The organism is Streptomyces sp. NPDC048566 (assembly GCF_043199735.1).
Taxonomy (GTDB): Bacteria; Actinomycetota; Actinomycetes; order Streptomycetales; family Streptomycetaceae; genus Streptomyces.
This window is the reverse complement of sequence record NZ_JBICWL010000003.1, coordinates 160,142-181,704: the sequence shown is the minus strand read 5'-3', so window position 1 is coordinate 181,704 and position 21,563 is coordinate 160,142. Positions and strand designations below refer to the sequence as shown.

Genomic DNA, 21,563 nt, shown 5'->3' with positions numbered 1-21,563 from the left:
CGATTACTGACACACAGTCATACGAATACCCATTCCGCCAACCGAGGCCCCGGCCCGATTCCCTGATGATCACTCTCACGGGTGACCGTTCGTCCGCACGTCCGCGGGCGGAACGACCGCTCAGGTATCCGGGGACATTCCGCCGGGCGCGTTCCGCGCTTTCGCCGCCCCTGTCGCCGACCCGAAGGAAAAAGCCCGTGCCGATGCTCGACACCCGGGTTCCCGCCGTTCTGCTCCGCATCGACCGGAATCCCTTCCACCACGGAACCCTCGGCGCCGTCCGCTCCCTCGGCAGGGCCGGTGTGGAGGTCCACGTCGTCGCCGATTCCGCGGGAAGTCCCGTCGCCGGATCGCGCTTCGTGAGTGCCATGCATCCCCCGCCGCCGCCGGGTTCATCCCCCGCGGAGATCGCCGCGGTGTTGCGCCGAGTGGCCGCCCGGGTGGCCCGGCCGGCCGTACTGGTCCCGATGGATGACGCCGGCGCGCTGGCGGTCGGCCGCATCGGCGGCGACCTCGGCGACGCCTTCCTGCTCCCCGGGCAGCCCCTCGCCCTCGCCGAACGGGTCGCCGACAAGGCCGAACTGGCCGCCGTGTGCGCGAGCGCGGGCGTTCCGCACCCGGTGACCCTGGTCCCGGAGAGCCCCGCGCAGGCGGCCGCGGCGACCCGGCGGCTGGGGCTGCCGCTGATGGCGAAGTGGAGCCGGCCCTGGCTGCTCCCGGCGGGCAGCGATCTGCGCAGCACGGTGCTGGTCCGCTCGGCGCGCGAGGCGCGCGACCTGTGCCGGCGTGCCGCGGAGGCGGGCAGCCCGCTGCTGCTCCAGGCTTTCGTGCCGCCGGGACCCGACCGCGACTGGTTCGTCCACGGCTACGTCGGCCGGTCCGGTACGACGCACGGCGGCGGCGCGGGCCGCAAACACCGGTCCTGGCCGCGCGGCGCGGGCCTGACGGCGGTCGGCCGCTGGACACCCCATCCCGAACTGGAGGATCTCGTCGAACGGCTCACCGGCGCTCTCGGCTACCGGGGCGTCTTCGACCTCGACTTCCGCAGGGACGGGACGGGCCGCTACCACCTGCTCGACTTCAACCCCCGGCCCGGCGCCCAGTTCCGGCTCTTCGAGGACGGCGGCGGTCTGGACGTGGTCCGCGCCCTGCACCTGGACCTGACCCACCGTCCGCTGCCGGACCCGGCACCCCTGCCGGGCCGCGCGTTCGTCGTGGAGAACTACGCCCCGCTCTCCGCGCTGCTCCCCCGCCCGCGCCCCGCGGGGCGCGAACTGGCCTGGCACGCACCGGACGACCGGGCACCGGGCCGTGCGCTGTGGAGCCTGTGGGCCCGGCACGTGCCCCTCCGGCTGGTCCAGCGCGCCGGGCGTCTGCTGCGCGCGGCGGGCGGGGTGCCGGCGGCCGGTGACCCGACGCGCGGTGCCGCGGCGGCGGTGACCGAGGCGCTGGAGGAACTGGCGGCCCCCGTCCCGGCATCCGCCGGTCCGCGCGCGGACCCGACGGTCGTGCGTCCCCGGGGCGAGGCGCGCCCCGGGCCCCGCGGGAGCGCCCGGGTCCCGGCCCCCGCCCGGCGGGACGGGCTCCCGGCCGACTCCTCCACCGCGCCGGGTGACTCCCGTGCCGGCGGCGAGACGGCGGACAGCCGCTGACGGACGGCCTGCCGGTGGCGGCGGGACCCCGCGGGGCGTCCATCGCCCCACCCGCCGCCGCGGCCGGGCCCGTTCCGTGGGTCCCCGAACGTCCCGCGGCCTCCCGACGGCGGCAGCCGCCCGGAGGAGCGCTCCCGGCGCCGCAGCCGCGGCCGTCCGGCCCCCGCCCCCGGAGGGCCGCCGGAGGGGGCCGCGCCGAGTGGCTCGGCGACCGCGGCGGAGCGGCGTCCGACAGCGGAGGCGGGAGCGGTTCGGGTGCCGGACGCGAGGACGCGTCCGGCACCCGGAGGCGTTCTACGGACGGGACACGGCCCGGTTCCGCCGGTACAGCACCGTGCCGCCGGCGAGCAGCAGCACACTGGCCGCCGTCGTGGCCAGCATGCCGCCGGCTCCGGTCTCCGCCAGCGCGGCGGGAGGCGTGGAGGCGTGGTGCTCGGGGGTGGAGGGCACGGGCGGCTGCTCGTGGACCGTGGGCGGCGGGGTGTACGCGACGGGCGTGAAGGGCGTGTCGGTCGGCGGCTGTTCGTGCACCGGCGGAGGCGTGTGCGGCGGGGTGCACGATTCGTCCGGGGTGGACGCGTGTCCCTGCGGCGCGTGCTCGTGGCCGCACGCGTTGCCGAACACGGGGTTCAGCGCGGCGATCACGTCCACGGTGTTCCCGCACAGCTCGACCGGGACGTCGACCGGGGCGCCGGCGTGGTTGCCGGAGAACACGCCGGGCGAGTCGTGCGACCCGCCGACCGCGGAGGCGCCCCCGTGGTGACCGTGGCCGCCGTGTCCCGGGTGACCGTACCCGGAGTCCCCGTAGCCGGAGTTCGCGTATGCGGAGTCCCCATGGCCGGAGTGGCCGTACCCGGAGTCGCCGTACCCGGAGTCCCCGTGGCCGGAGTGGCCGTACCCGGAGTCCCCGTGGCCCGTTCCTCCGTGGCCCGTGTCGGCGGAGGCGCCGTGGTCCGAGGCGTGGGCGCGCGCGGGGCCGGAACCGTGGGACGCGGCGGTGTCGTGCCGGGCGGGGACGCGCGGCGCGGCGTGCCTGCCGTGCGAACCGGACGTGTTCGCGCAGGAGTTGCCGAACGCGGGGTTCAGCGCGGCGACCGCGTCGACCGTGTTGCCGCAGGCGTTCAGGGGCACGTCCACCGGCACCTGGACGTTGTTGCCGGACGCGACGCCCGGCGAGTCCGAGGCGGCGGACACCGCGCCGGAATCCGCGAACGCCGTGCCGCCGTACAGGGACATGATGCTCGTCGCGGCCGCTGCCACGACCACTCCCCTACTCAGGTTCTGTCGCACTCTTGTTTTCTTCCTGCTGGTAGAAGTGAGGAAGCCGGCCCCGGACCGCACAGGGGTCCGGGGCCGGCGTGGCACAGCCGGGGGGCTGAGGTGCCGGGGGCGTCAGCCGTTGACGCAGGCGTTGCCGAACGCCGGGTTCAGCAGCGCGATCACGTTGATCGAGTTGCCGCACACGTTGACGGGGATGTGGACGGGAACCTGGATCACGTTGCCCGAGAGGACGCCGGGAGAGTGGACGGCGGCACCCTCGGCGCCCGCGTCCGCGAAGGCCGGGGCAGCCATGCCCAGGGCCATGATCGCGCCGGCGACGACAGCAGCGCTCTTCTTGTGCTTCACGTGCTTTCCCTTCTCTGCGGCCATGCCCCTGTGTCGGCCGAGACCGAGCGAGCACGACTTGAACGGCTCGCGCCATGACCTGCGCTCTGTAAACGACCGGCCGAGGGCGGAGGAAACTGCGCGACGCGCGCCGCCTGGAAATTCACTCGAATCGCCCTGCCGCACAGCGAAGGGAAAGCGGTACCCGGGAACCGAAGGGAAGAAACGCTTATTTGATGGTCGACGACAAAGAAGAAGCGTTTCCCTGGTTAGTCGGGGAAACGCTTCTCCGGGCGCAAGCGGAGGGCCCGCGGCACGGCGCGGGAAAGGCGACACGGCACACAGAGGGAGAGGAAGAGGAGGGGGGTGCGGAGACGGTTCCGGCCGCGCGCGAACGAGCCGGCGCGGCCGGAACCGTCCGCGGGTCAGCTGCCGAGCGAGCCGTTGCCCGACAGGACCGGGATGTTGTCCACGATGTGCGACAGCGGCTCGTCGCCCTTGGCCTGGGTGGAGTTCTCGGCGCACTGCTGGTTCTGCGGGGCCGACAGGACCGGCACGTCCTGCGCGACGACGACTGGGACGAGGACGCCGACGAGCGAGCCCGCGTTGGCCTTGACCGGCACACCGAGGCAGAGCTTGTTCAGCGAGCCCTGGACAAGCGAGGCCTGCGGGCTCTGGTCGCCCTTGGCCACCGCGTTACCGTACGACTGCTCGGCACCGTTCCCGTTGGTCGTGGTGACGCCGTCGTCGTTGCCGATGGCCAGCGCCTGCGGGGCGGCCGCCGCCGAGGCACCGACGACGGAAGCCGCGACAGCCGCCACGGCCATTGCCTTCTTGAGCATTTCTCCGGGTTCCTTTCCTGCCTGTACAACACATTCCTGCCGCCTCACCAACCGGACTCCACTGAAATGGTTCCGGTGCGTCACCCGAACGGATTGTCCACGCGCCGGTGTCGACGAAACCCTTGGCCCACGCACGGGCCATTTCTCCCCGCGCATGGGCCATTGGGGTGAATCGGAGCAACTATGCGCGCCGGGTCCAGTTGTCCAGGTCGCTCCGGTGGACGGGGTTACTCCAGAAGGGATCAGCAAGTGATCAAGAAGGTTATGGCTGCTGCGGCGATCGCCGCTTCCGTCGTCGGAGCCACGGCTGCCGCCGCGCCGCAGGCGCTGGCCATCGGCAACGACGGTGGTGTCACCACCACCCAGGGCAACGGCGCCGCGCAGATCTACGGCAACCAGGCCACGTACGGCAACATGAGCCCGCAGATGGCGCTCATCCAGGGCTCCCTGAACAAGCCCTGCATCGGCCTGCCCGCCAAGGCCAACCTGGCCTCGCTCGTCGGCCTGGTGCCGGTCACCGTCGCGCAGGACGTGCCGATCCTTTCGGCCCCGCAGAACCAGCAGTGCACCGAGAACTCCACCCAGGCCAAGGGCGACGAGCCGCTGTCGCACATCCTGGACAACATCCCGGTCCTGTCGGGCAACGGCTCGGCCGGCAGCTGACCCGTCGCCGCGTACAGCGGGCCGCCGCCCGCGGCGGCCCGCTGCCGCTGTCACCTCCACGACGACAGCGGCGGCGACGTCCCGGCCCGGAGATCCTCCCTGGGCCATTCGGGGCACTCCCCGCAACCGCACCACCCGCACCACAGTTGATCATGACGCGGCTCCGCTCGGAGTCCGCTCTCCGAAAGGGCAAAACCACCATGAAGAAGCTCTGGGCGACCGCGGCCATTGCCGCTTCCATCGCCGGTGTCTCCGCCGCCGCCGCGCCCCAGGCGCTCGCCGTCGGCAACGACGACGGTGTCACCACCACGAACGGCAACGGCGCCGTCCAGAAGTACGGCAACCAGGCGACGCACGGCGACATGAGCCCCCAGCTCTCCCTCGTCCAGGGCTCGCTGAACAAGCCCTGTGTCGGCCTGCCCGTCAAGGCCAACCTGGCCTCGCTCGTCGGCGTCGTGCCGGTCACCGTCCTGCAGGACGTGCCGATCCTGTCGGCCCCGCAGAACCAGCAGTGCACCGAGAACTCCACCCAGGCCAAGGGCGACGAGCCGCTGTCGCACATCCTGGACAACATCCCGGTCCTGTCGGGCAACGGCTCGCTCGGCAGCTGACCCTCCCGGTTCCGCGGACAGCGGGTCGCTCCTCGGAGCGGCCCGCTGTTCCCGTGTCCGGGCACCGCAGCGGCCCCCCTGCCGGGCGGCCCGCCGCCGGATCGCCGGGAGGGGACCGGACGGGCGACGGCCCCGGCGGCCTCCCCCTGCGCCGGTTCGCACGCGGTCCGTCCCGTCGCGCGCGCAGCGCCACGGACGGGTGGGGAGATGCCCGGCGGACGCCCGCCGGGCCCGCTACCGGAGGCAGCCGGAGCCGCAGACGTGCAGGTGGTCGGCCTGGCCGAGCGCGGTGGCGAGGGCCGCGACGTCCTTGTCCCCGGTGGCGCGCGCCAGGTCGCGGGCGCGGGAGGCCAGTTCACCGAGGGGCCGGCCGCCGGGCAGCGCCGTCCGGCGCGCGCCGTCCGAGCGCAGGGCGTCGGCGAAGTACGCCGCCACCGCGGTGACCTGGAAGGAGGGCGGGGCCGCCCAGACGTCGGAGCGCAGTGAGCCGGTCTCCAGCCGGCCGGACTCCTCGTGCGGGGCGCGGGTGGCCGGGTCCAGCCAGCGGACGGTCGCGGTGGCGAGGTGGCCGGAGGCGCCGGGCCGGGTGCGCACCGCGTACAGCGCGGTGACGGTGTGGCCGGGACCGACCTCGCCGCCGTCCACCCGGTCGTCGCGGAAGTCCTCGTCGGCGACGGCGCGGTCGTCGTACCCGATCAGCCGGAACCGCTCGACGGTCTCCGGGTCGAAGGCGACCTGGGCCTTGGCGTCGCGGGCGGTGAGGTCGATGTTCCGCGGGAGTTGGTCGCAGAAGACGTCGTAGGCGTCGTCCCTGCCGGAGACGTAGGTCGTGTGGCCGTCGCCCTTGTCGGCGAGGCGTTCCATCAGGGCGTCGCCGTACTCGCTGCCCACGCCGACGCCGAAGAGGGTGACGCCGTGCTCCCGGCGGGCGGTGGAGACCCGTTCGAGGATGCTGTCCGCGTCGGTGTCCCCGGTGTTGGCGAGGGCGTCGGAGACGAGCACGACCCGGTTGGTGGCGCCCTTGCGCAGGCCCTCGACGGCGGTGGCGTAGCCGGTGCGCACCCCCGCGCCGAGGTTGGTGGACTCGCCCGGCTCCAGCCGGTCGACCGCCCGGTGCACGCGGTCGCGGTGGTCGCCGAGGCGGGTCATCGGCAGCACCGTCCGCGCCTCGTCGCTGAAGGTGACGAGCGCGACCGCGTCGTCGTCGCGCAGCCGGTCGGTCATCACGTCGAGGGAGGCGCGGGCCAGGTCGAGCCGGCCCGGTTCGGCCATGGACCCCGAGACGTCGACGACGAAGGTGAGGTTGGCCGGCGGGCGGCTGCTCTCGCTCTCGGGGGCGCGGGTGGCGAGCCCGACGCGGACCAGGGACCAGCGGTCGTCGTCGGCGCGGGCGCCGTCGACGGTGACGGAGAAACCGTTGCCGGCGGGGCGTTCGTAGTCCTGGTGGAAGCTGTTGACGAACTCCTCGGGGCGGACCGTGGAGGGATCGGGGGTCCGTCCGCTCGCGAGGGCACTCCGGGCGTATCCGTAGGACGCGGTGTCGACGTCGAGCGCGAACGTGGACAGGTAGTCGGCGGACGGGGTGGCCTCGGGCGTGTCCGGCTGTTCGCCGTCCCGCTGGGTGCCGTCCCCTGTCGGCTGTCCCGGCAGCGGCAGGGAGCGGCGCGCCTTGCCGTCGGCGGAGGAGTGCCCGCCGCCTCCCGCGCCGCAGCCGGTGAGCAGGACCGCGCCGGCCGCGGCGAGTGCGATCAGCGGGGCGGCGAGGCGCCGGCGGCCCGCCGCCCGGGTGCCGGTGCTCGCTGCGGCGCCGGCCGCGGTGCGTGTGCGCTTGTTCCCCATCCGTGCCCCCTCGGTTGTCCGGCCCCGGTGTGGCCCGACCTGTGTGACTGTGACGGCGCGGGGGGCCCGGACGAGCGCTCGGGAGCGTTGCGGAACCGTCTCGAACCGGCCACGGTGACGGCCCGTCGAGACCGGGTGGTGATCTTCCGGAGACCTGGCGGTGTCGTCGGGGTGCCGCCGGTCGCGGTCGCGGCAGCCGGTGCCGCGGCCGGGAAGGGGTCACCGGCTCGCGGCGTCCGGCAAACCCTTCCGGTCACGGCGGCACTACGAGACGACGTCCTTGTGCCGGAAGCCGCGGAAGGCCAGGGCGAACAGCACGAGCGCGTACGTCACCGAGATCGCCGCGCCCTGGATCATGCCGCCCCACTCGGGGGTGGGCTGGACGGCGTCCGCCCAGGCGAACTGCCAGTGGGCGGGCAGGAAGTCGCGCCAGTGGCCGAGGGCGGTGACCGCGTCCAGGACGTTGCCCACGATGGTGAGGCCGACCGCGCCGCCGACGGCGCCGAGCGGCGCGTCCGTCTTCGTCGAGAGCCAGAACGCCAGTCCCGCGGTGACCAGTTGGGACACGAAGACGTAGGCGACGACGAGGAGCAGCCGCTGGGTGGCGGTGCCGGCGGGCAGGGCGCCGCCGGTGGGGATCTCCAGGGGACCCCAGCCGTAGGCGGCGGTGCCCACGGCGAGCGCGACGACCGGCAGCAGGACCATCGCGGCGAGGCTGAGGGCGAGCGCCACGGTGAGTTTGGACCACAGCAGGCGGGTCCGCGGCACGGGGGCCGCGAGCAGATAGCGCAGTGAGGACCAGCTCGCCTCCGAGGCGACGGTGTCGCCGCAGAACAGGGCGACCGGGATCACCAGGAGGAAGCCCGCGGAGACGAACAGGTTCACCGCGGCGAAGTTGGCTCCGGACGCGGTGGCCGTGTCCATCAGGGTGACCCGGCCGTTGCGCCCGCCGGGCTCGCCGCCGATGGCGAAGGCCGCGACGAGGACGAAGGGCAGCAGCGCGAGGATCGCGCCCATCACCAGGGTGCGGCGGCGTTTGAGCTGGCGGATCAGCTCCACGCGCAGCGGCAGGGTGCGGCGTGCGGTGTACCCGTCCGCCGTCTCGGTCCGCTCGACGAGCGTGCTCACGCGGAGCCTCCGATCAGGGTGAGGAAGGCGTCTTCCAGCCGGCGGTGGGGGCCCACGGACGCCACCGGCACGTCGAGCCGCACGAGTTCGGCGACGAGTCGCGCGGGGCTGCCGTCCGCGCCGAGGCGGACCAGCAGTCCGCCGTCGGTGGCGAGCGCGGACTCGACGCCCGGGAGGGCGCCGACCTTCTCCACCACGGGTGCCTCGACGGGCTCCGAGGTGCCCACGAGCAGGGTGTCGCCGGAGCCGGTGATCTCGGACACGGGGCCCGCCTGGACGAGCCGGCCGCGGTCCATGACCACCAGGTGGGTGCAGGACTGCTCGACCTCGGCGAGGAGATGGCTGGAGACGATGACCGTGCGGCCCGCCGCGGCGTACCGGATCATCACCTCGCGCATCTCGCGGATCTGCGGCGGGTCCAGGCCGTTGGTCGGCTCGTCGAGGATGAGCAGGTCCGGGAGGCCGAGCATGGCCTGGGCGATGGCGAGGCGCTGGCGCATGCCCTGCGAGTAGGTGCGCACGGCGCGGGCCAGCGCGTCGCCGAGGCCGGCGATCTCCAGGGCCTCTTCGAGGTGGGCGTCCTGCGCGGGCCGGCCGGTGGCCTGCCAGTACAGCTCCAGGTTCTCCCGGCCGGACAGGTGCGGCAGGAAGCCGGCGCCCTCGACGAACGCGCCGACCCGGGAGAGGACGGGCGCGCCCGGGCGGACGGCGTGGCCGAAGACGCGGATCTCCCCGTCGTCCGGTGTGATGAGGCCCATCAGCATGCGCAGGGTGGTCGTCTTGCCCGCGCCGTTCGGGCCGAGCAGGCCGAGGACCTGCCCCTTCTCCACCCGGAAGGACAGCTCGCGCACGGCGTAGCGGTCGGCCGACTTCGCGTACCGCTTGCTCAGGCCGGTGATCTGGAGCGGGACGTCCGCGAGCGCGGGGTCGGGTGCCGGGGCGGTGGTGCGGCGGCGGCCGGTGGCCAGCAGGGCCAGTGCGGCGAGCGCGCCGGCGGCCGGCAGCCACCACACCCAGGAGGGCAGCGGGGCCGCGGCGGTCCTCACGCCGGGCGCGGTGGGCACCGTCAGGCCGCCGCCGACCGCCGCGGTGTAGGTGGCCGGGGCGGCGGGCGAGGCGTAGCCGAGGTCGGTCGAGGCGAGGACCAGGCGGAGCCGGTGGCCCTTGCGGACCTCGTGGTCGACGGCGGGCAGCGTGAGGCGGACGTCCTTGCCCTCCTTCGCGCCCGTCACGCGCACCGGGGTGACGAGCTGGGAGGGAAGCACCTGGCGCTCGCCGTCCGGTGCGACGTCGTAGACCTTCGCGAACAGCACGGCGTCGTCGGCGCTCGACGTCACGTGCACCGTCACCGTGGGCGAGCCGGTGATCCGCAGGTCCTGGCGGAAGGGCGCGGACCGGAAGCCCGCGTACTGGCCGGGGAAGTCGATGCCGATGCCGACGCCGAGGGAGGAGAGCTGGGTGAGCCCGCCCGAGTCGCCGAGTCCCGGCAGGGCCGAGATGGCGGGCGGGCTCGCGCCGGCGGGGTTGCGGAAGGTCTGCTCGCGGCCGGTCAGCGCGACGGTGTGGCGGCCGCTGTGCAGTCCGGGGTAGCGGTCGGCGGACGCGCCGCGCAGCAGGGCCGCGCCGTCGGTGGAGTCGACGCCTCCGGTGCGGGTGACGCGGAACGCGGGACCGGTATCGGCGCTTCGGTCGTCCTTGAGGTAGCGGTCGAACCAGGCGGCGGTGCGGGCGCCGATCCGGTCCGCCTCGCTGTCGCCGCCGTCGTGCCCGCCGGCGATCCAGTCCACCTTCACGGGCGCGCCGTTGGCGCGCAGGGCCTTCTGCATCGCGTCGGCCTGGCCGAGCGGGAAGAGGGAGTCGGTCTGCCCCTGGGAGATGAGGGTGGGCACCGTGATGTGCGAGGCGACGGCTTCGGGGCTGCGTTCGCGCAGGAGGTCGACCGCCTCGGCGTCCGGCTTCCCCGACTCCGCGACCCGGTCGTACATGGCGCACAGCCGGGCCTCGAACCGTTCGCACCCGCCGCCGGAGTTGATGAAGAGCCCGGCCCAGACCTTCTTGAACACGCCGTTGGGGAAGAGGGCGTCGGCGAGGTTCCAGTAGGTGATGGACGGGGCGATGGCGTCGATGCGCGGGTCGTGGGCGGCGGTCAGCAGGGAGACGGCTCCGCCGTAGGAGGCGCCGGCCATGCCCACCCGCGGGTCGCCGCTCCTGTCGAGTCGGACCTCGGGGCGCTTCGCCAGCCAGTCGACGAGCCGGGAGGCGTCGGCCACCTCGCCGCGCGCGTCGTTCAGGCCGATCTTCCCGGTGGACCTGCCGAAGCCGCGCGCGGACCAGGTCAGCACCGCGTACCCGTCGCGGGCGAGCTTCTCCGCCTCGCCGCGGACGTCCTCCTTGCTGCCGCCGAAGCCGTGCGCGAGCAGCACGGCGGGACGGCGCCGGTCGGCGGGTCCGGCGGTGAAGTACGAGGTGTCGACGCGCACTCCGCCGCCCATCGGCATCAGGCGGTCGCTGCGGCGTACGGCGGGCGCGCCGTCGGCGGCGGCGGCCGTCCAGGTGACGGCTCCGGCGAGCACGACGAGGGCCGCGGCGGCGGCACCCCACCTCCGGCGGGTTCCCCCGCCGGTTCGGGCGGGCGGGCGTCCCCGGCGCGGCAGGCGCAACCGGGGCAGTCGAAGATCCATGCCTCAACGGTACGGGGGCGGAACGGCGTCGGGACCGGCCACCCGGGCGAGCCGCGGCCCCTCCCGGAGGTGTACGGTCCCGCCCTCGCGTACCGCGTCCGTGGTACGAACGGGTCATGCGGACACGCCGTGCCACCACCGTCGGGGAGCTGACCGCCGCCGGGCACCTCTTCGACGGTCCCGTGCGCCCCGAGTACGCCCGGCGCTTCCTGGAGACGCCGGGGCATCACCTGTACCTGGCCTACGAGGGCGGGGAGCCGGTGGGCTTCGTCAGCGGGGTCGAGACGGTCCACCCGGACAAGGGCACCGAGATGTTCCTGTACGAGCTGGGGGTGGCGGAGCCGTTCCGGCGGCGGGGGATCGGCCGGGCGCTGGTCCGCGAACTCGCCGCGCTGGCGCGGGAGCGCGGGTGTTACGGGATGTGGGTGGGCGTGGACACCGGAAACGACGCCGCCCTCGCCGTGTACCGCGGGGCGGGGGGCGAGGACGACGGGACGTGCACGGTGGTGACGTGGACCTTCGGCTGAGGGGTCCGGGGGTGGGCGCGCGGGTGTGGGTCCGGCGGGGTGGTCAGACCGTCTGCTCGTCCTCCGGGAGCGACACCAGCCAGCGGGTGTCGCGGCGCGGGCGCAGGTAGAAAGCCCAGTACAGGGTGGCGAAGGCGGTGATGCCGCCGGTCCAGAGCAGGTAGACGGTGTCCTGCTGGACGAGGATGTAGGCGAGGACCGCGATCAGGGCGACCGGGACGGCCGGCCACAGCGGCATCCGCCAGGCGGGCGTGTGGCGGTGCGGGCCGCGCCGGGCGAGCAGCGCGGCGACCGCCACCAGCAGGTACATCGCCGTCACGGACACGCCGGTCACGCCGTACAGCGTGTCCAGGTTGACGAAGCAGAGGGCCGCGCCGGGGACGCCGACCACCAGGGTGGCGACCCAGGGGGAGCCGAAGCGGCCGAGCCGCGAGAGCGCGCTGTTGACGGCGCCGGGCCAGGCCCTGTCCCGGGCCGAGGCGAACAGGACGCGGGAGTTCTGGATGACCATGACGATGCCGGCGTTGATGATCGCGAGGGCCACGCACAGGCTGACGAAGGTGCCGACGGCGGAGTTGGACCAGGCCGTCACCATGCTGCCGATGTCTCCGCCGGTGAGGGCGGCCAGGTCGGGGGCGCCCAGGGTGATGGCGACGACCGGGACCAGGATGATGACGCTGGAGATGGCCAGTGTGGCGAGGACGGTGCGGGCGACGTTGCGGCGCGGGTTCTCCAGTTCTTCCGAGAGGTAGACCGCGGTCGAGAAGCCCTGGGTGATGAAGAGGGCGATGGCGAGTCCGGAGACGACCAGCATGGCCGTCACGGTGTCCGTGTGGCCGCCGGAGCCGGAGACCTCCATGGAGACCAGGCTGCCGGCGCCGCGCTCGCCGTGCGCGAAGCCGAGCACGGCCACGACGGCGGCGGCGATGACCTCCAGGACGAGGAAGACGCCGGTGATCCAGGCGTTGGCCCGCAGGTCGAGCAGGCCCGCGAGGGTGGCCAGGAGCATCACGCCGGCGCCGGCGATCGCCGGGTTCAGGTGGATGAGGGGGGCCAGGTAGTCGGCGGTGCCCATCGCGATCACCGGGGGCACGATCATGACGACCAGCAGGGAGAGCACGAAGACCAGCCAGCCCGCGAGGCGGCCGGCCAGGGTGGAGACCATGGCGTACTCGCCGCCGGCGCTGGGGATGAGGGTGCCCAGTTCCGAGTAGCAGAACGCCACGGCGACGCAGAGTACGGAGCCGATCGCGATGGTCAGCGCGGTGGCCGTGCCGAGGGACGAGAAGAGGTCGGGGACCACGACGAACAGGGTCGAGGCGGGGGTCACGCACGAGAGGGTCAGCAGGGTGCCGCCGACGATGCCGATGGAGCGCTTGAGCTTCTGGGGGCTGCCGGGCGCCGCGAGCGCGGCCTCGGGGCCGGCGGTCTCGACGGGGCGGAGCGTGTCGGTCATGGAGCGGTTCCGATCGACTCGTGCGTGCGGTGGTTCGGGGTGGGGAGCGCTATCGCCTCCGGCGGCTGGTGTCGTGGTACGTCTCGTCGTCCGCTCCCGCGCTGATGGAACCTTGACGGAAACCGTTGCGTCAATGGCTGTTTACCTGCGGAATCCGCAGGGGCGGAGGGTCCCTTGCCACATCGCTTTCGGAGGCGGAAGAAGCCTTTTGAGGCAATCAGCAAGCCCATTTCCATAACGACCATGCTTTTGAAGGTGGATCTTGCGGAACTCCTGCGACACCCGGTTCATCCCCACTCCACGGGAACCGTTGCGGGGAGGGCGAAAAAATAAGGAAGCCGTCCGCAGAGCGGACGGCTTCCCGGGGTGGTGCGGCGGGCTCAGTGGTTGCGCGGGAAGCCCAGGTCGACACCGGCCGGGGCGTCGGAGGGGTCCGGCCAGCGGGTGGTGACGACCTTGCCGCGGGTGTAGAAGTGCGTGCCGTCGTTGCCGTAGATGTGGTGGTCCCCGAACAGGGAGTCCTTCCAGCCGCCGAAGGAGTGGTAGCCGACCGGCACCGGGATCGGCACGTTCACGCCCACCATGCCCGCCTCGACCTCCATCTGGAAGCGGCGGGCGGCGCCGCCGTCCCGGGTGAAGATGGCGGTGCCGTTGCCGAAGGGGGAGGCGTTGATGAGGGCGAGGCCCTCCTCGTAGGTGTCCACGCGCAGCACGCACAGCACCGGGCCGAAGATCTCGTCCCGGTACGCGTCCGCCGACACCGGCACCCGGTCCAGCAGCGAGAGGCCGATCCAGTGGCCGTCCTCGTGGCCCTCGACCGTGTAGCCGGTGCCGTCGAGGACGACCTCGCAGCCCTGGGCGGCGGCGCCGGTCACGTAGGAGGCGACCTTGTCGCGGTGGGCCGCGGTGATCAGCGGACCCATCTCGGAGGCCGGGTCGTTGCCGGGGCCGATCTTGATCTTCTCGGCGCGCTCGCGGATCCTGGCCACCAAATCATCGCCCACGGAGCCGACCGCGACGACGGCGGAGATGGCCATGCAGCGCTCGCCGGCCGAGCCGTAAGCGGCCGAGACGGCGGCGTCGGCGGCCGCGTCGAGGTCGGCGTCCGGCAGGACCAGCATGTGGTTCTTGGCGCCGCCCAGGGCCTGCACCCGCTTGTGGTTGGCGGCGGCGGTGGTGTGGATGTGCCGGGCGATCGGCGTCGAGCCGACGAAGGACACGGCCGCGACGTCCGGGTGCTCCAGGAGGCGGTCCACGGCGACCTTGTCGCCGTGCACGACGTTGAAGACGCCCTCGGGCAGCCCCGCCTCGGCCAGCAGCTCGGCGATGCGCATGGCCGCCGACGGGTCCTTCTCGGACGGCTTGAGGACGAAGGTGTTGCCGCACGCGATGGCGATGGGGAACATCCACATCGGCACCATGGCCGGGAAGTTGAACGGGGTGATGCCCGCGACGACGCCGAGCGGCTGGCGGATCGAGGACACGTCGACCCGGGAGGCCACCTCGGTCGACAGCTCGCCCTTCAGCTGCACGGTGATCCCGCACGCCAGGTCGACGATCTCCAGACCGCGCGCGACCTCGCCGAGCGCGTCGGAGTGGACCTTGCCGTGCTCGGCGGTGATCAGCGCGGCGATGTCGTCGCGGTGGGCGTCGAGCAGCGCGCGGAACGCGAACAGGACCGCGGTGCGCCGGGCCAGCGACGAGGTCCCCCACGTCGCGAACGCCTCCTTCGCGGCGGCGACCGCGGCGTCGACCTCGTCGACGCTCGCGAACGCGACCCGCGTCGTCACGGCTCCGGTCGCCGGGTCCGTGACCGGCCCGTACGTTCCCGAGGCCCCTTCGACGGGCTTGCCACCGATCCAGTGGTCGACGGTCTTCGTCATGGCCAAGAACTCCTTCACAGATGGCGGCGTCGGGCGGCGACGTGCCGGTCGTACTCCTCACGGGCCGCCACCGCCGACGGTCGGGTCGCGGTCTCGGCCACGGGTACATCCCACCAGGCCTGGGCCGGAGGCGCGCCCGACACTCTGTCTGCCGTTTCGGTCTCCACATAGACACAAGTGGGAGTGTCCGCGCCCCGCGCCTCGGCGAGGGCGGACCGCAGGTCACGCACCGTCTTCGCCCGCAGCACCCGCATGCCCAGGCTGGCCGCGTTCGCCGCGAGGTCCACGGGCAGCGGCGCCCCGGTGAACGAGCCGTCCCCGGCCCGGAAGCGGTAGGCCGTGCCGTACCCCTCGGCGCCCACCGCGGCGGACAGGCCGCCGATGGAGGCGTACCCGTGGTTCTGGAGGACGATCACCGTGATCGCGACGTTCTCCTGGACGGCGGTGACGATCTCGGTCGGGTTCATGAGATACGTGCCGTCGCCCACCAGCGCCCAGACGGGCCGGCCGGGGGCCGCCATCCGGACGCCGATCGCCGCGGGGATCTCGTAGCCCATGCAGGAATAGCCGTACTCGACGTGGTACTGGTCCCTCGATCGCGCCCGCCACAGCTTGTGCAGGTCGCCCGGGAGCGAACCGGCCGCGTTGATCAGGATGTCGTCCTCGGTGACCAGTTCGTCGAGTGCGCCGAGGACCTGCGGCTGGGTGGGCCGGATGTCGGCGTCCTCCGCCTCGTAGGCCGCGTCGACGCGGTACTCCCAGCGCTCCTTGTCGTCCGTGTACTCGGTGACGTAGGCCGGCTCGACGCGGTGGGCGGGCGCCGTCAGCGCCGCGGCGAGGGCCTCCAGGCCCGTGCGGGCGTCGGCGATCAGCGGGAGTCCGGCGAGCTTGTGACCGTCGTGCGGGGCGATGTTGACGTTGAGGAAGCGGACCCCGGGGGCGGTGAAGAGGGTGCCGGAGGCGGTCGTGAAGTCGGTGTAGCGGGTGCCGACACCGATCACCAGGTCGGCGGTGCGGGCCAGTTCGTCGGCGGTCGCCGTGCCGGTGTGGCCGATGCCTCCGACGTCCTGCGGATGGTCCCAGCGCAGCGAGCCCTTGCCCGCCTGCGTGGAGGCCACCGGGATGCGGGTCGCCGCGGCCAGCGCGCCGAGCGCCTCCTCGGCGCGGCTGTGGTGCACGCCGCCGCCCGCCACGATGAGCGGACGCCGGGCCGCGCGGACGGCGGCGGCGGCCGCGGCCAGCTCGCCGGGGTCGGCGGCCGGCCGGCGCACCGTCCAGGTCCGTGCCGCGAAGAACTCCTCCGGCCAGTCGAACGCCTCCGTCTGCACGTCCTGCGGCAGCGCGAGCGTGACGGCCCCGGTGTCCACCGGGTCGGCCAGCACCCGCATCGCCTGGAGCGCCGCCGGGATCAGCGCCTCGGGACGGGTGACGCGGTCGAACCAGCGCGACACCGGGCGCAGGCAGTCGTTGACCGACACGTCCCCGGCGTAGGGCACTTCGAGCTGCTGGAGCACCGGATCGGCCGGCCGGGTGGCGAACACGTCGCCGGGCAGCAGCAGCACGGGCAGATGGTTGACCGTGGCGAGGGCCGCGCCGGTGACGAGGTTGGTGGCGCCGGGCCCGATGGAGGTCGTCACGGCGTGCGCCGACAGCCGGTTGCGCTGGCGCGCGTAGCCGACGGCCGCGTGCACCATCGCCTGTTCGCTGCGGCCCTGGTGGTAGGGCATCACGTCGGCGTACTCGACGAGCGCCTGCCCGATCCCGGCGACGTTGCCGTGCCCGAAGATGCCCCAGGTGGCCCCGACGAGCCGGGTCCGCTCCCCGTCCCGTTCGGTGTACTGGGCGGCGAGGAACCGCACCAGGGCCTGCGCGACCGTCAGCCGTGTCGTCGAGGTCATCGGTGTCCCCTCGTGTTCTGTGGGTGTTCCCGGTGCGGGTCCGTCCGCCGCCGTGCGGCCGGGGCCTCCTCCGCGGCCGGCGGGCACCGCGGGAGGCGATCCCGCTCGCAGACGGGCGCGGCGTGGCCGGTCCGGGTCCGGGCGGGCACGTGCGGTCGTTCCTCGCGGAAGGGAGTCGTGGGCCGCCGACCGGGGCCGTCCGGGCCGTGCGCCGCGGAGCGGAGGACCGCCGGCGGCCGTGGCCGTGCCGCGGTCCGGGGTGCGTCCTCGGCCTGCCGGCGCGGCCGGTCCGCGCCGGCGGAGACGACGCCGGCGGCGGCGAGCGGGTCGCGGGCGGCGGTCCGGGGACGCGGCCGGGGCGCGGCTCCCCGGCCGCGGCGCCCGACGGGAACCTCCGGCGCGGGGCCGTGGCGGGCGGGGAGTCGGCGCTCGCCCTTCGCTCCTGCCAGGGCGAAGGGGCCTCCCACGCCGGAGGCGATGTGGGCCGGGACGGCTCGGGGGCCGCGGGCGACGTCGGTGACGTCGCCTTTCGCGCCCGGTCCGCCCGGGTGGGGGAACTCGGTCTCGTTCATGCCGTCCTCGGTGCGCGCCGTGCCGCCGCCGGCGTGCGCAAGCGCGACCGGCCCGCCGTCCGCGCCGGTGACGGTACGGATACCCGCCGGCGGCGGTTCCACCGGCCGCGGCGCGCCGTCGGACCGGGCGGCCCGCACACGGCCGGCGCCCGATCCGGGACGCGCCCCCGCGGTGGGGCGCGGCTCGCCGCGGGGCCCGCCGCCCGGCCGGGTCACGCGCCCCTCACAGCAGCCCCACGGCCGTGTCGACGGCCGCGGCGACGTCACCGTCCGCCGGGTACAGCAGCGACCGCCCGACCACGAGCCCCTGGACGGTGGGGAGCCGCAGCGCTCCGCGCCACTTCTCGTACGCCTCCTCCTGGTCCTCGCCCACGTCGCCGCCCAGCAGCACGGCGGGCAGGGTCGACGTCTCCATGACACGGGCCATGTCGTCGGGGTCCTCGGTGACGGGGACCTTGAGCCAGGTGTACGCCGAACTGCCGCCCAGGCCGGCGGCGATGGACAGCGACCTGATGACGGCCTCGGCCCCCAGATCGTTGCGCAGCGTGCCGTCCTCCCGGCGACGGCAGAGGAACGGCTCGACGAAGACCGGAAGGCGGCGTTCGGCCATCGCGTCGATCGCCCGGGCGGCCGACTCCAGGGTGCGCAGTGAGCCGGGGTCGTCGTAGTCGATGCGCAGGAGCAGCTTCCCCGCGTCGAAGCGGAGCCGTTCGATGTCCTGGGGCCGGTGGCCGGTGAACCGGTCGTCCAGTTCGAAGGCCGAGCCGGCGAGTCCGCCCCGGTTCATCGAGCCGATGGCGACCTTTCCGTCGAGGGCGCCGAGGAGCAGCAGGTCGTCGAGGATGTCGGCGGTGGCGAGCACCCCGTCGACGCCGGGGCGGGACAGCGCGAGGCAGAGCCGCTCCAGCAGGTCGGCGCGGCCCGCCATGGCGAACGGGCGGTCCCCGACGGCGAGCGCGCCGCGCGCCGGATGGTCGGCGGCGACGATCATCAGCCGACCGGAGTCGCCGAGCAGCGGCCTGCGCACCCTGCGCGCGGCGGCCTCGGCGACGGACCGGGGCCGGCGGGCGCGCGTGCTCGCCAGGCGGGCGACGTCCACGCGCGGCACCGGCGGACGCGGCGGCGGGCCGGCGGCGGACGGGCCGGGCGGTCGGCCGCCCTCACCGCCGGGTTCGCGGTGCGCGCCGAAGACGTGCCCCGCCCTCACCGCACCGCCCCGGCGGCCAGGGCCGCGTCGACCTCGTGCGCGGCCGGCATCGCCGAGGAGCACTCCAGGCGGGAGGCGACGATGGCGCCCGCCGCGTTCGCGTACCGCATGATCCGCTCCAGGTCCCAGCCGGCGAGCAGCCCGTGGCAGAGGGACCCGCCGAACGCGTCTCCCGCGCCGAGGCCGTTGAGGACCTCGACGGGCAGCGGCGGCACCTGCGCGACGGTGCCGTCGCGGTGGACGGCGAGCACCCCCTCGGGGCCCTGCTTGACCACGGCGAGTTCCACGCCGGCGTCCAGAAGGGCCGCGGCGGCGGCGCGCGGGTCGCGCTCGCCGGTGGCGATCTCCACCTCGTCGACGTTCCCGACGGCGACGGTGGCATGGCGCAGGGCCTGCCGGTAGAAGGGCCGCGCCGCGTCGGGGTCCGCCCAGAACACGGGGCGCCAGTCGAGGTCGAAGACCGTCGTGGCGGACCGGTCGCGGCCGGCCAGCGCGGCGAGCGTGGCCGAGCGGCTCGGCTCCGCGCAGAGCCCGGTGCCCGTCACCCAGAAGACGCGGGCGGCGCGCACCGCGTCGAGGTCGAGCTCGTCGGCGGTGATCTCCAGGTCGGGCGCCTTGGGCAGGCGGTAGAAGTACAGCGGGAAGTCGTCCGGCGGGAAGATCTCGCAGAAGGTGACGGGGGTCGGCAGGCCGGGGACGGCGGCGACCCAGCGGTCGTCGACGCCGAACCCGCGCAGCGCCTCGTGCAGATACGCGCCGAAGGGGTCGTCACCCGTCCGGGTGATGACGGCCGTACGCCGTCCGAGTCGCGCGGCCGCCACCGCCACGTTGGTCGCCGAGCCGCCGAGGAACTTGCCGAAGGACGTCACCCGGGCCAGCGGCACCCCGGCCTGGAGCGGGTAGAGGTCCACTCCGATCCGGCCCATGGTGATCAGCTCGTACGCCATGCACGTTCCTTCCCTCCGGCTGTCCCCAGGTCTAGCCCCGCGCGGCACCCCTGTCAACGTTTTGTCCGGACATTCGGACGATTCCCTTGACACCTCTCCGGAGCCGCCGGAAGCTGGCGTCCATGTCGTCGCTGCCACCTCAGCCACCGCCGCGGTCCGAGCCGGAGCCGGAGTCGGAGTCCGAATCCCCACTGTCGCGCATCCGGATCGGTTCGGCTCCCGACTCCTGGGGCGTCTGGTTCCCCGACGACCCGCGCCAGGTGCCCTGGCAGCGCTTCCTCGACGAGGTCTCCGACGCCGGGTACGAGTGGATCGAGCTGGGCCCGTACGGATATCTGCCCACCGACCCCGCGGTCCTGCGGGAGGAGACCGCCCGGCGCGGGCTCGCCGTCTCGGCGGGCACCGTCTTCACCGGGCTGCACCGGGGCCCCGAGGTGTGGGAGTCGACGTGGGAGCACGTCGCGGACATCGCCGCGCTCACCCGGGCGATGGGCGCCGAACACCTGGTCGTCATCCCGGCGTTCTGGCGCGACGACAAGACGGGCGCCGTGCTGGAGGACAGCACCCTGACGCCGACCCAGTGGCGCAGCCTGACCGCGCAGACGGAGCGGCTGGCCCACGAGGTGCGCGAACGCTTCGGACTGCGGATCGTCGTCCACCCGCATGCCGACACCCACATCGACACCGAGGAGAACGTCACCCGCTTCCTCGACGCGACGGACGCCTCGCTGGTGTCGCTGTGCCTCGACACCGGCCACTACGCGTACTGCGGCGGCGACAGCGTCGAACTCGTCGAGACGTACGGGGAGCGCATCGGCTACCTCCACCTCAAGCAGGTGGACCCGCTGGTGCTGGCCGGGGTGCGCGCCGAACAGGTGCCGTTCGGACCGGCGGTCGCGCGCGGCGTGATGTGCGAACCGCCGTCGGGCGTACCGGCGTTGGAGCCCGTCCTGGCCGCGGCGCAGCGACTCGGCGTCGACCTCTTCGCCATCGTCGAGCAGGACATGTACCCCTGTCCGCCGGACAAGCCCCTGCCGATCGCCCGGCGCACCCGCGCGTTCCTGCGGTCCTGCGGGGCGTGAGGCGCAGCGGGGAGGCCCGCCCGCCGGAGGCGTGAGCCGTCCGCCGGGGCGACGGCCCCCGCGGAGCCCGGGCGGCCGTCCGGGCGTCCGACACCGCGCGGCAGCACGACGGCGGGCCGCCGGAGCGTGCGGTGCCAGGGAGCGCCGGCCCGCCCGGAGACCGGGACACCGGACAGGCGATCCGCCCCGGCCGTGCGGGTGCGCGAGGACGCCGCAGCGCGGGTGTCCGGGCAGGCGGCGGGCGGGCGGCGGCCCGACAGCCGTGCCGCACCGCGCGAGCAGAGGACCGGCCGGTCGTGCGGATACGCCGGCACTCGACTCCCCGGGCGCACCGGCGGACGGCCGGCGAGCAGCGGCCCTCCCGACCCGGTAGCGCCGCGCAGACAGCGGACCGGCCCGGCGGTCCCGAGCGGGCGGCTCCGTGGGACGTCCGGCCGTGGGACCTCCCGGCCCCGGGCCCGTCGTGCGTCACTCGTGTCACAAAAACCACCTCCGCGTCACAGTTGTCTCGGATACGCGGGTCTTGCGTCACACCCGGTCGACAGCCGCTGCCCGGCGTTCCCGCCACGTCGTTCACCGGGCACAGGCTTTGTGATCACCAGCGCAGCGCCCCGGCTCCCCCGCCGGCCGCCCGAGGCCGCCGCCGCGGCGCGCGCGCAGGGAGGTGCCCCCCGCATGACCCACCCCGGACTCTGGTCGTACAAGGAGATCGCCGCGCACATCAAGGTGCAGCCGGACACCGTCCGTTCGTACCGCAAGCACGGCCTGCTGCCGCCACCGGACCACGTGGAGGGCGGAAAGCCCTACTGGTACGCCGACACCGTCCGCGCCTGGGTGGCCTCCCGGCCCGGCAACCGGGGGCGCCGCACCGACTGAACGCCCGCGCCCGGGGCGCGGAACGGACGGACCGTCGCTCTGCCGCCGCCCTCGCCGCCCTCGTCCCGCCCCGGGCCGGCCCCGTCTCGAAGGG

At 74.3% G+C, this 21,563-nt stretch carries 17 protein-coding genes; 6 read left to right on the top strand and 11 right to left on the bottom strand.

Annotated elements, in window-relative coordinates:
• Window positions 1-197 precede the first annotated feature (197 nt).
• Window positions 198-1,652, top strand: coding sequence for an ATP-grasp domain-containing protein (locus ACGFS9_RS07675; RefSeq protein ID WP_393251430.1), 1,455 nt, complete (start codon window positions 198-200; stop codon window positions 1,650-1,652).
• A 294-nt stretch (window positions 1,653-1,946) separates the two neighbouring features.
• Here ACGFS9_RS07675 and ACGFS9_RS07670 read toward each other — a convergent pair whose 3' ends face one another.
• From ACGFS9_RS07670 to ACGFS9_RS07660, 3 genes are all read right to left on the bottom strand, one after another.
• Window positions 1,947-2,942 carry a chaplin family protein gene (locus ACGFS9_RS07670; RefSeq protein WP_393251429.1) on the bottom strand — a complete coding sequence of 332 codons (996 nt, stop codon included), beginning with the start codon at window positions 2,940-2,942 and terminating at the stop codon, window positions 1,947-1,949.
• Between the two features lie 102 nt (window positions 2,943-3,044).
• Window positions 3,045-3,302 (bottom strand): chaplin, encoded by a 258-nt coding sequence (locus tag ACGFS9_RS07665; RefSeq protein ID WP_393251428.1) that lies wholly within the window; start codon window positions 3,300-3,302, stop codon window positions 3,045-3,047.
• A 380-nt stretch (window positions 3,303-3,682) separates the two neighbouring features.
• On the bottom strand, window positions 3,683-4,099 hold the full coding sequence (locus tag ACGFS9_RS07660) for a rodlin (RefSeq protein WP_393251427.1): 417 nt from the start codon (window positions 4,097-4,099) through the stop codon (window positions 3,683-3,685).
• A gap of 249 nt (window positions 4,100-4,348) precedes the next feature.
• Here ACGFS9_RS07660 and ACGFS9_RS07655 point away from each other — a divergent pair, with 249 nt between their 5' ends.
• Both ACGFS9_RS07655 and ACGFS9_RS07650 read left to right on the top strand, forming a co-directional pair.
• Complete coding sequence (locus ACGFS9_RS07655) at window positions 4,349-4,762, top strand: rodlin (RefSeq protein ID WP_366272123.1); 414 nt, start codon at window positions 4,349-4,351, stop codon at window positions 4,760-4,762.
• Between the two features lie 200 nt (window positions 4,763-4,962).
• The gene (locus ACGFS9_RS07650; protein WP_393251426.1) at window positions 4,963-5,373 is read left to right on the top strand and encodes a rodlin; all 411 of its coding nucleotides are present in this window, start codon (window positions 4,963-4,965) and stop codon (window positions 5,371-5,373) included.
• A 234-nt stretch (window positions 5,374-5,607) separates the two neighbouring features.
• Here the strand turns inward: ACGFS9_RS07650 and ACGFS9_RS07645 are convergent, their stop codons facing one another.
• The 3 genes from ACGFS9_RS07645 to ACGFS9_RS07635 form a co-directional block, all read right to left on the bottom strand.
• Entirely contained in the window at window positions 5,608-7,212 is a 1,605-nt protein-coding gene (locus ACGFS9_RS07645; protein WP_393251425.1) for a von Willebrand factor type A domain-containing protein, read from the bottom strand.
• A gap of 264 nt (window positions 7,213-7,476) precedes the next feature.
• Entirely contained in the window at window positions 7,477-8,340 is an 864-nt protein-coding gene (locus ACGFS9_RS07640) for an ABC transporter permease (RefSeq protein ID WP_393251424.1), read from the bottom strand.
• Window positions 8,337-11,021, bottom strand: a complete 2,685-nt coding sequence (locus tag ACGFS9_RS07635; RefSeq protein WP_393251423.1) for an alpha/beta fold hydrolase — start codon at window positions 11,019-11,021, stop codon at window positions 8,337-8,339. The genes ACGFS9_RS07640 and ACGFS9_RS07635 overlap by 4 nt, the downstream gene beginning before the upstream one ends.
• 116 nt (window positions 11,022-11,137) lie before the next feature.
• Here ACGFS9_RS07635 and ACGFS9_RS07630 point away from each other — a divergent pair, with 116 nt between their 5' ends.
• On the top strand, window positions 11,138-11,548 hold the full coding sequence (locus ACGFS9_RS07630) for a GNAT family N-acetyltransferase (protein WP_393251422.1): 411 nt from the start codon (window positions 11,138-11,140) through the stop codon (window positions 11,546-11,548).
• A 43-nt stretch (window positions 11,549-11,591) separates the two neighbouring features.
• Here the strand turns inward: ACGFS9_RS07630 and ACGFS9_RS07625 are convergent, their stop codons facing one another.
• The 5 genes from ACGFS9_RS07625 to iolC form a co-directional block, all read right to left on the bottom strand.
• Window positions 11,592-13,004, bottom strand: a complete 1,413-nt coding sequence (locus ACGFS9_RS07625) for an APC family permease (RefSeq protein WP_393251421.1) — start codon at window positions 13,002-13,004, stop codon at window positions 11,592-11,594.
• Window positions 13,005-13,384: 380 nt separating this feature from the next.
• Entirely contained in the window at window positions 13,385-14,887 is a 1,503-nt protein-coding gene (gene mmsA, locus ACGFS9_RS07620; protein WP_393251420.1) for a CoA-acylating methylmalonate-semialdehyde dehydrogenase, read from the bottom strand.
• Window positions 14,888-14,901: 14 nt separating this feature from the next.
• On the bottom strand, window positions 14,902-16,785 hold the full coding sequence (gene iolD / locus ACGFS9_RS07615; protein WP_393251419.1) for a 3D-(3,5/4)-trihydroxycyclohexane-1,2-dione acylhydrolase (decyclizing): 1,884 nt from the start codon (window positions 16,783-16,785) through the stop codon (window positions 14,902-14,904).
• Between the two features lie 795 nt (window positions 16,786-17,580).
• Window positions 17,581-18,456 carry a deoxyribose-phosphate aldolase gene (locus tag ACGFS9_RS07610; protein ID WP_393251418.1) on the bottom strand — a complete coding sequence of 292 codons (876 nt, stop codon included), beginning with the start codon at window positions 18,454-18,456 and terminating at the stop codon, window positions 17,581-17,583.
• Between the two features lie 104 nt (window positions 18,457-18,560).
• Complete coding sequence (gene iolC / locus ACGFS9_RS07605; protein ID WP_393251417.1) at window positions 18,561-19,511, bottom strand: 5-dehydro-2-deoxygluconokinase; 951 nt, start codon at window positions 19,509-19,511, stop codon at window positions 18,561-18,563.
• A gap of 122 nt (window positions 19,512-19,633) precedes the next feature.
• Between iolC and ACGFS9_RS07600 the strand changes: the two genes are divergently transcribed.
• On the top strand, window positions 19,634-20,593 hold the full coding sequence (locus ACGFS9_RS07600) for a sugar phosphate isomerase/epimerase family protein (protein WP_393251416.1): 960 nt from the start codon (window positions 19,634-19,636) through the stop codon (window positions 20,591-20,593).
• Between the two features lie 675 nt (window positions 20,594-21,268).
• The gene (locus ACGFS9_RS07595; protein ID WP_393251415.1) at window positions 21,269-21,469 is read left to right on the top strand and encodes a helix-turn-helix transcriptional regulator; all 201 of its coding nucleotides are present in this window, start codon (window positions 21,269-21,271) and stop codon (window positions 21,467-21,469) included.
• The last annotated feature ends 94 nt before the right edge of the window (window positions 21,470-21,563 follow it).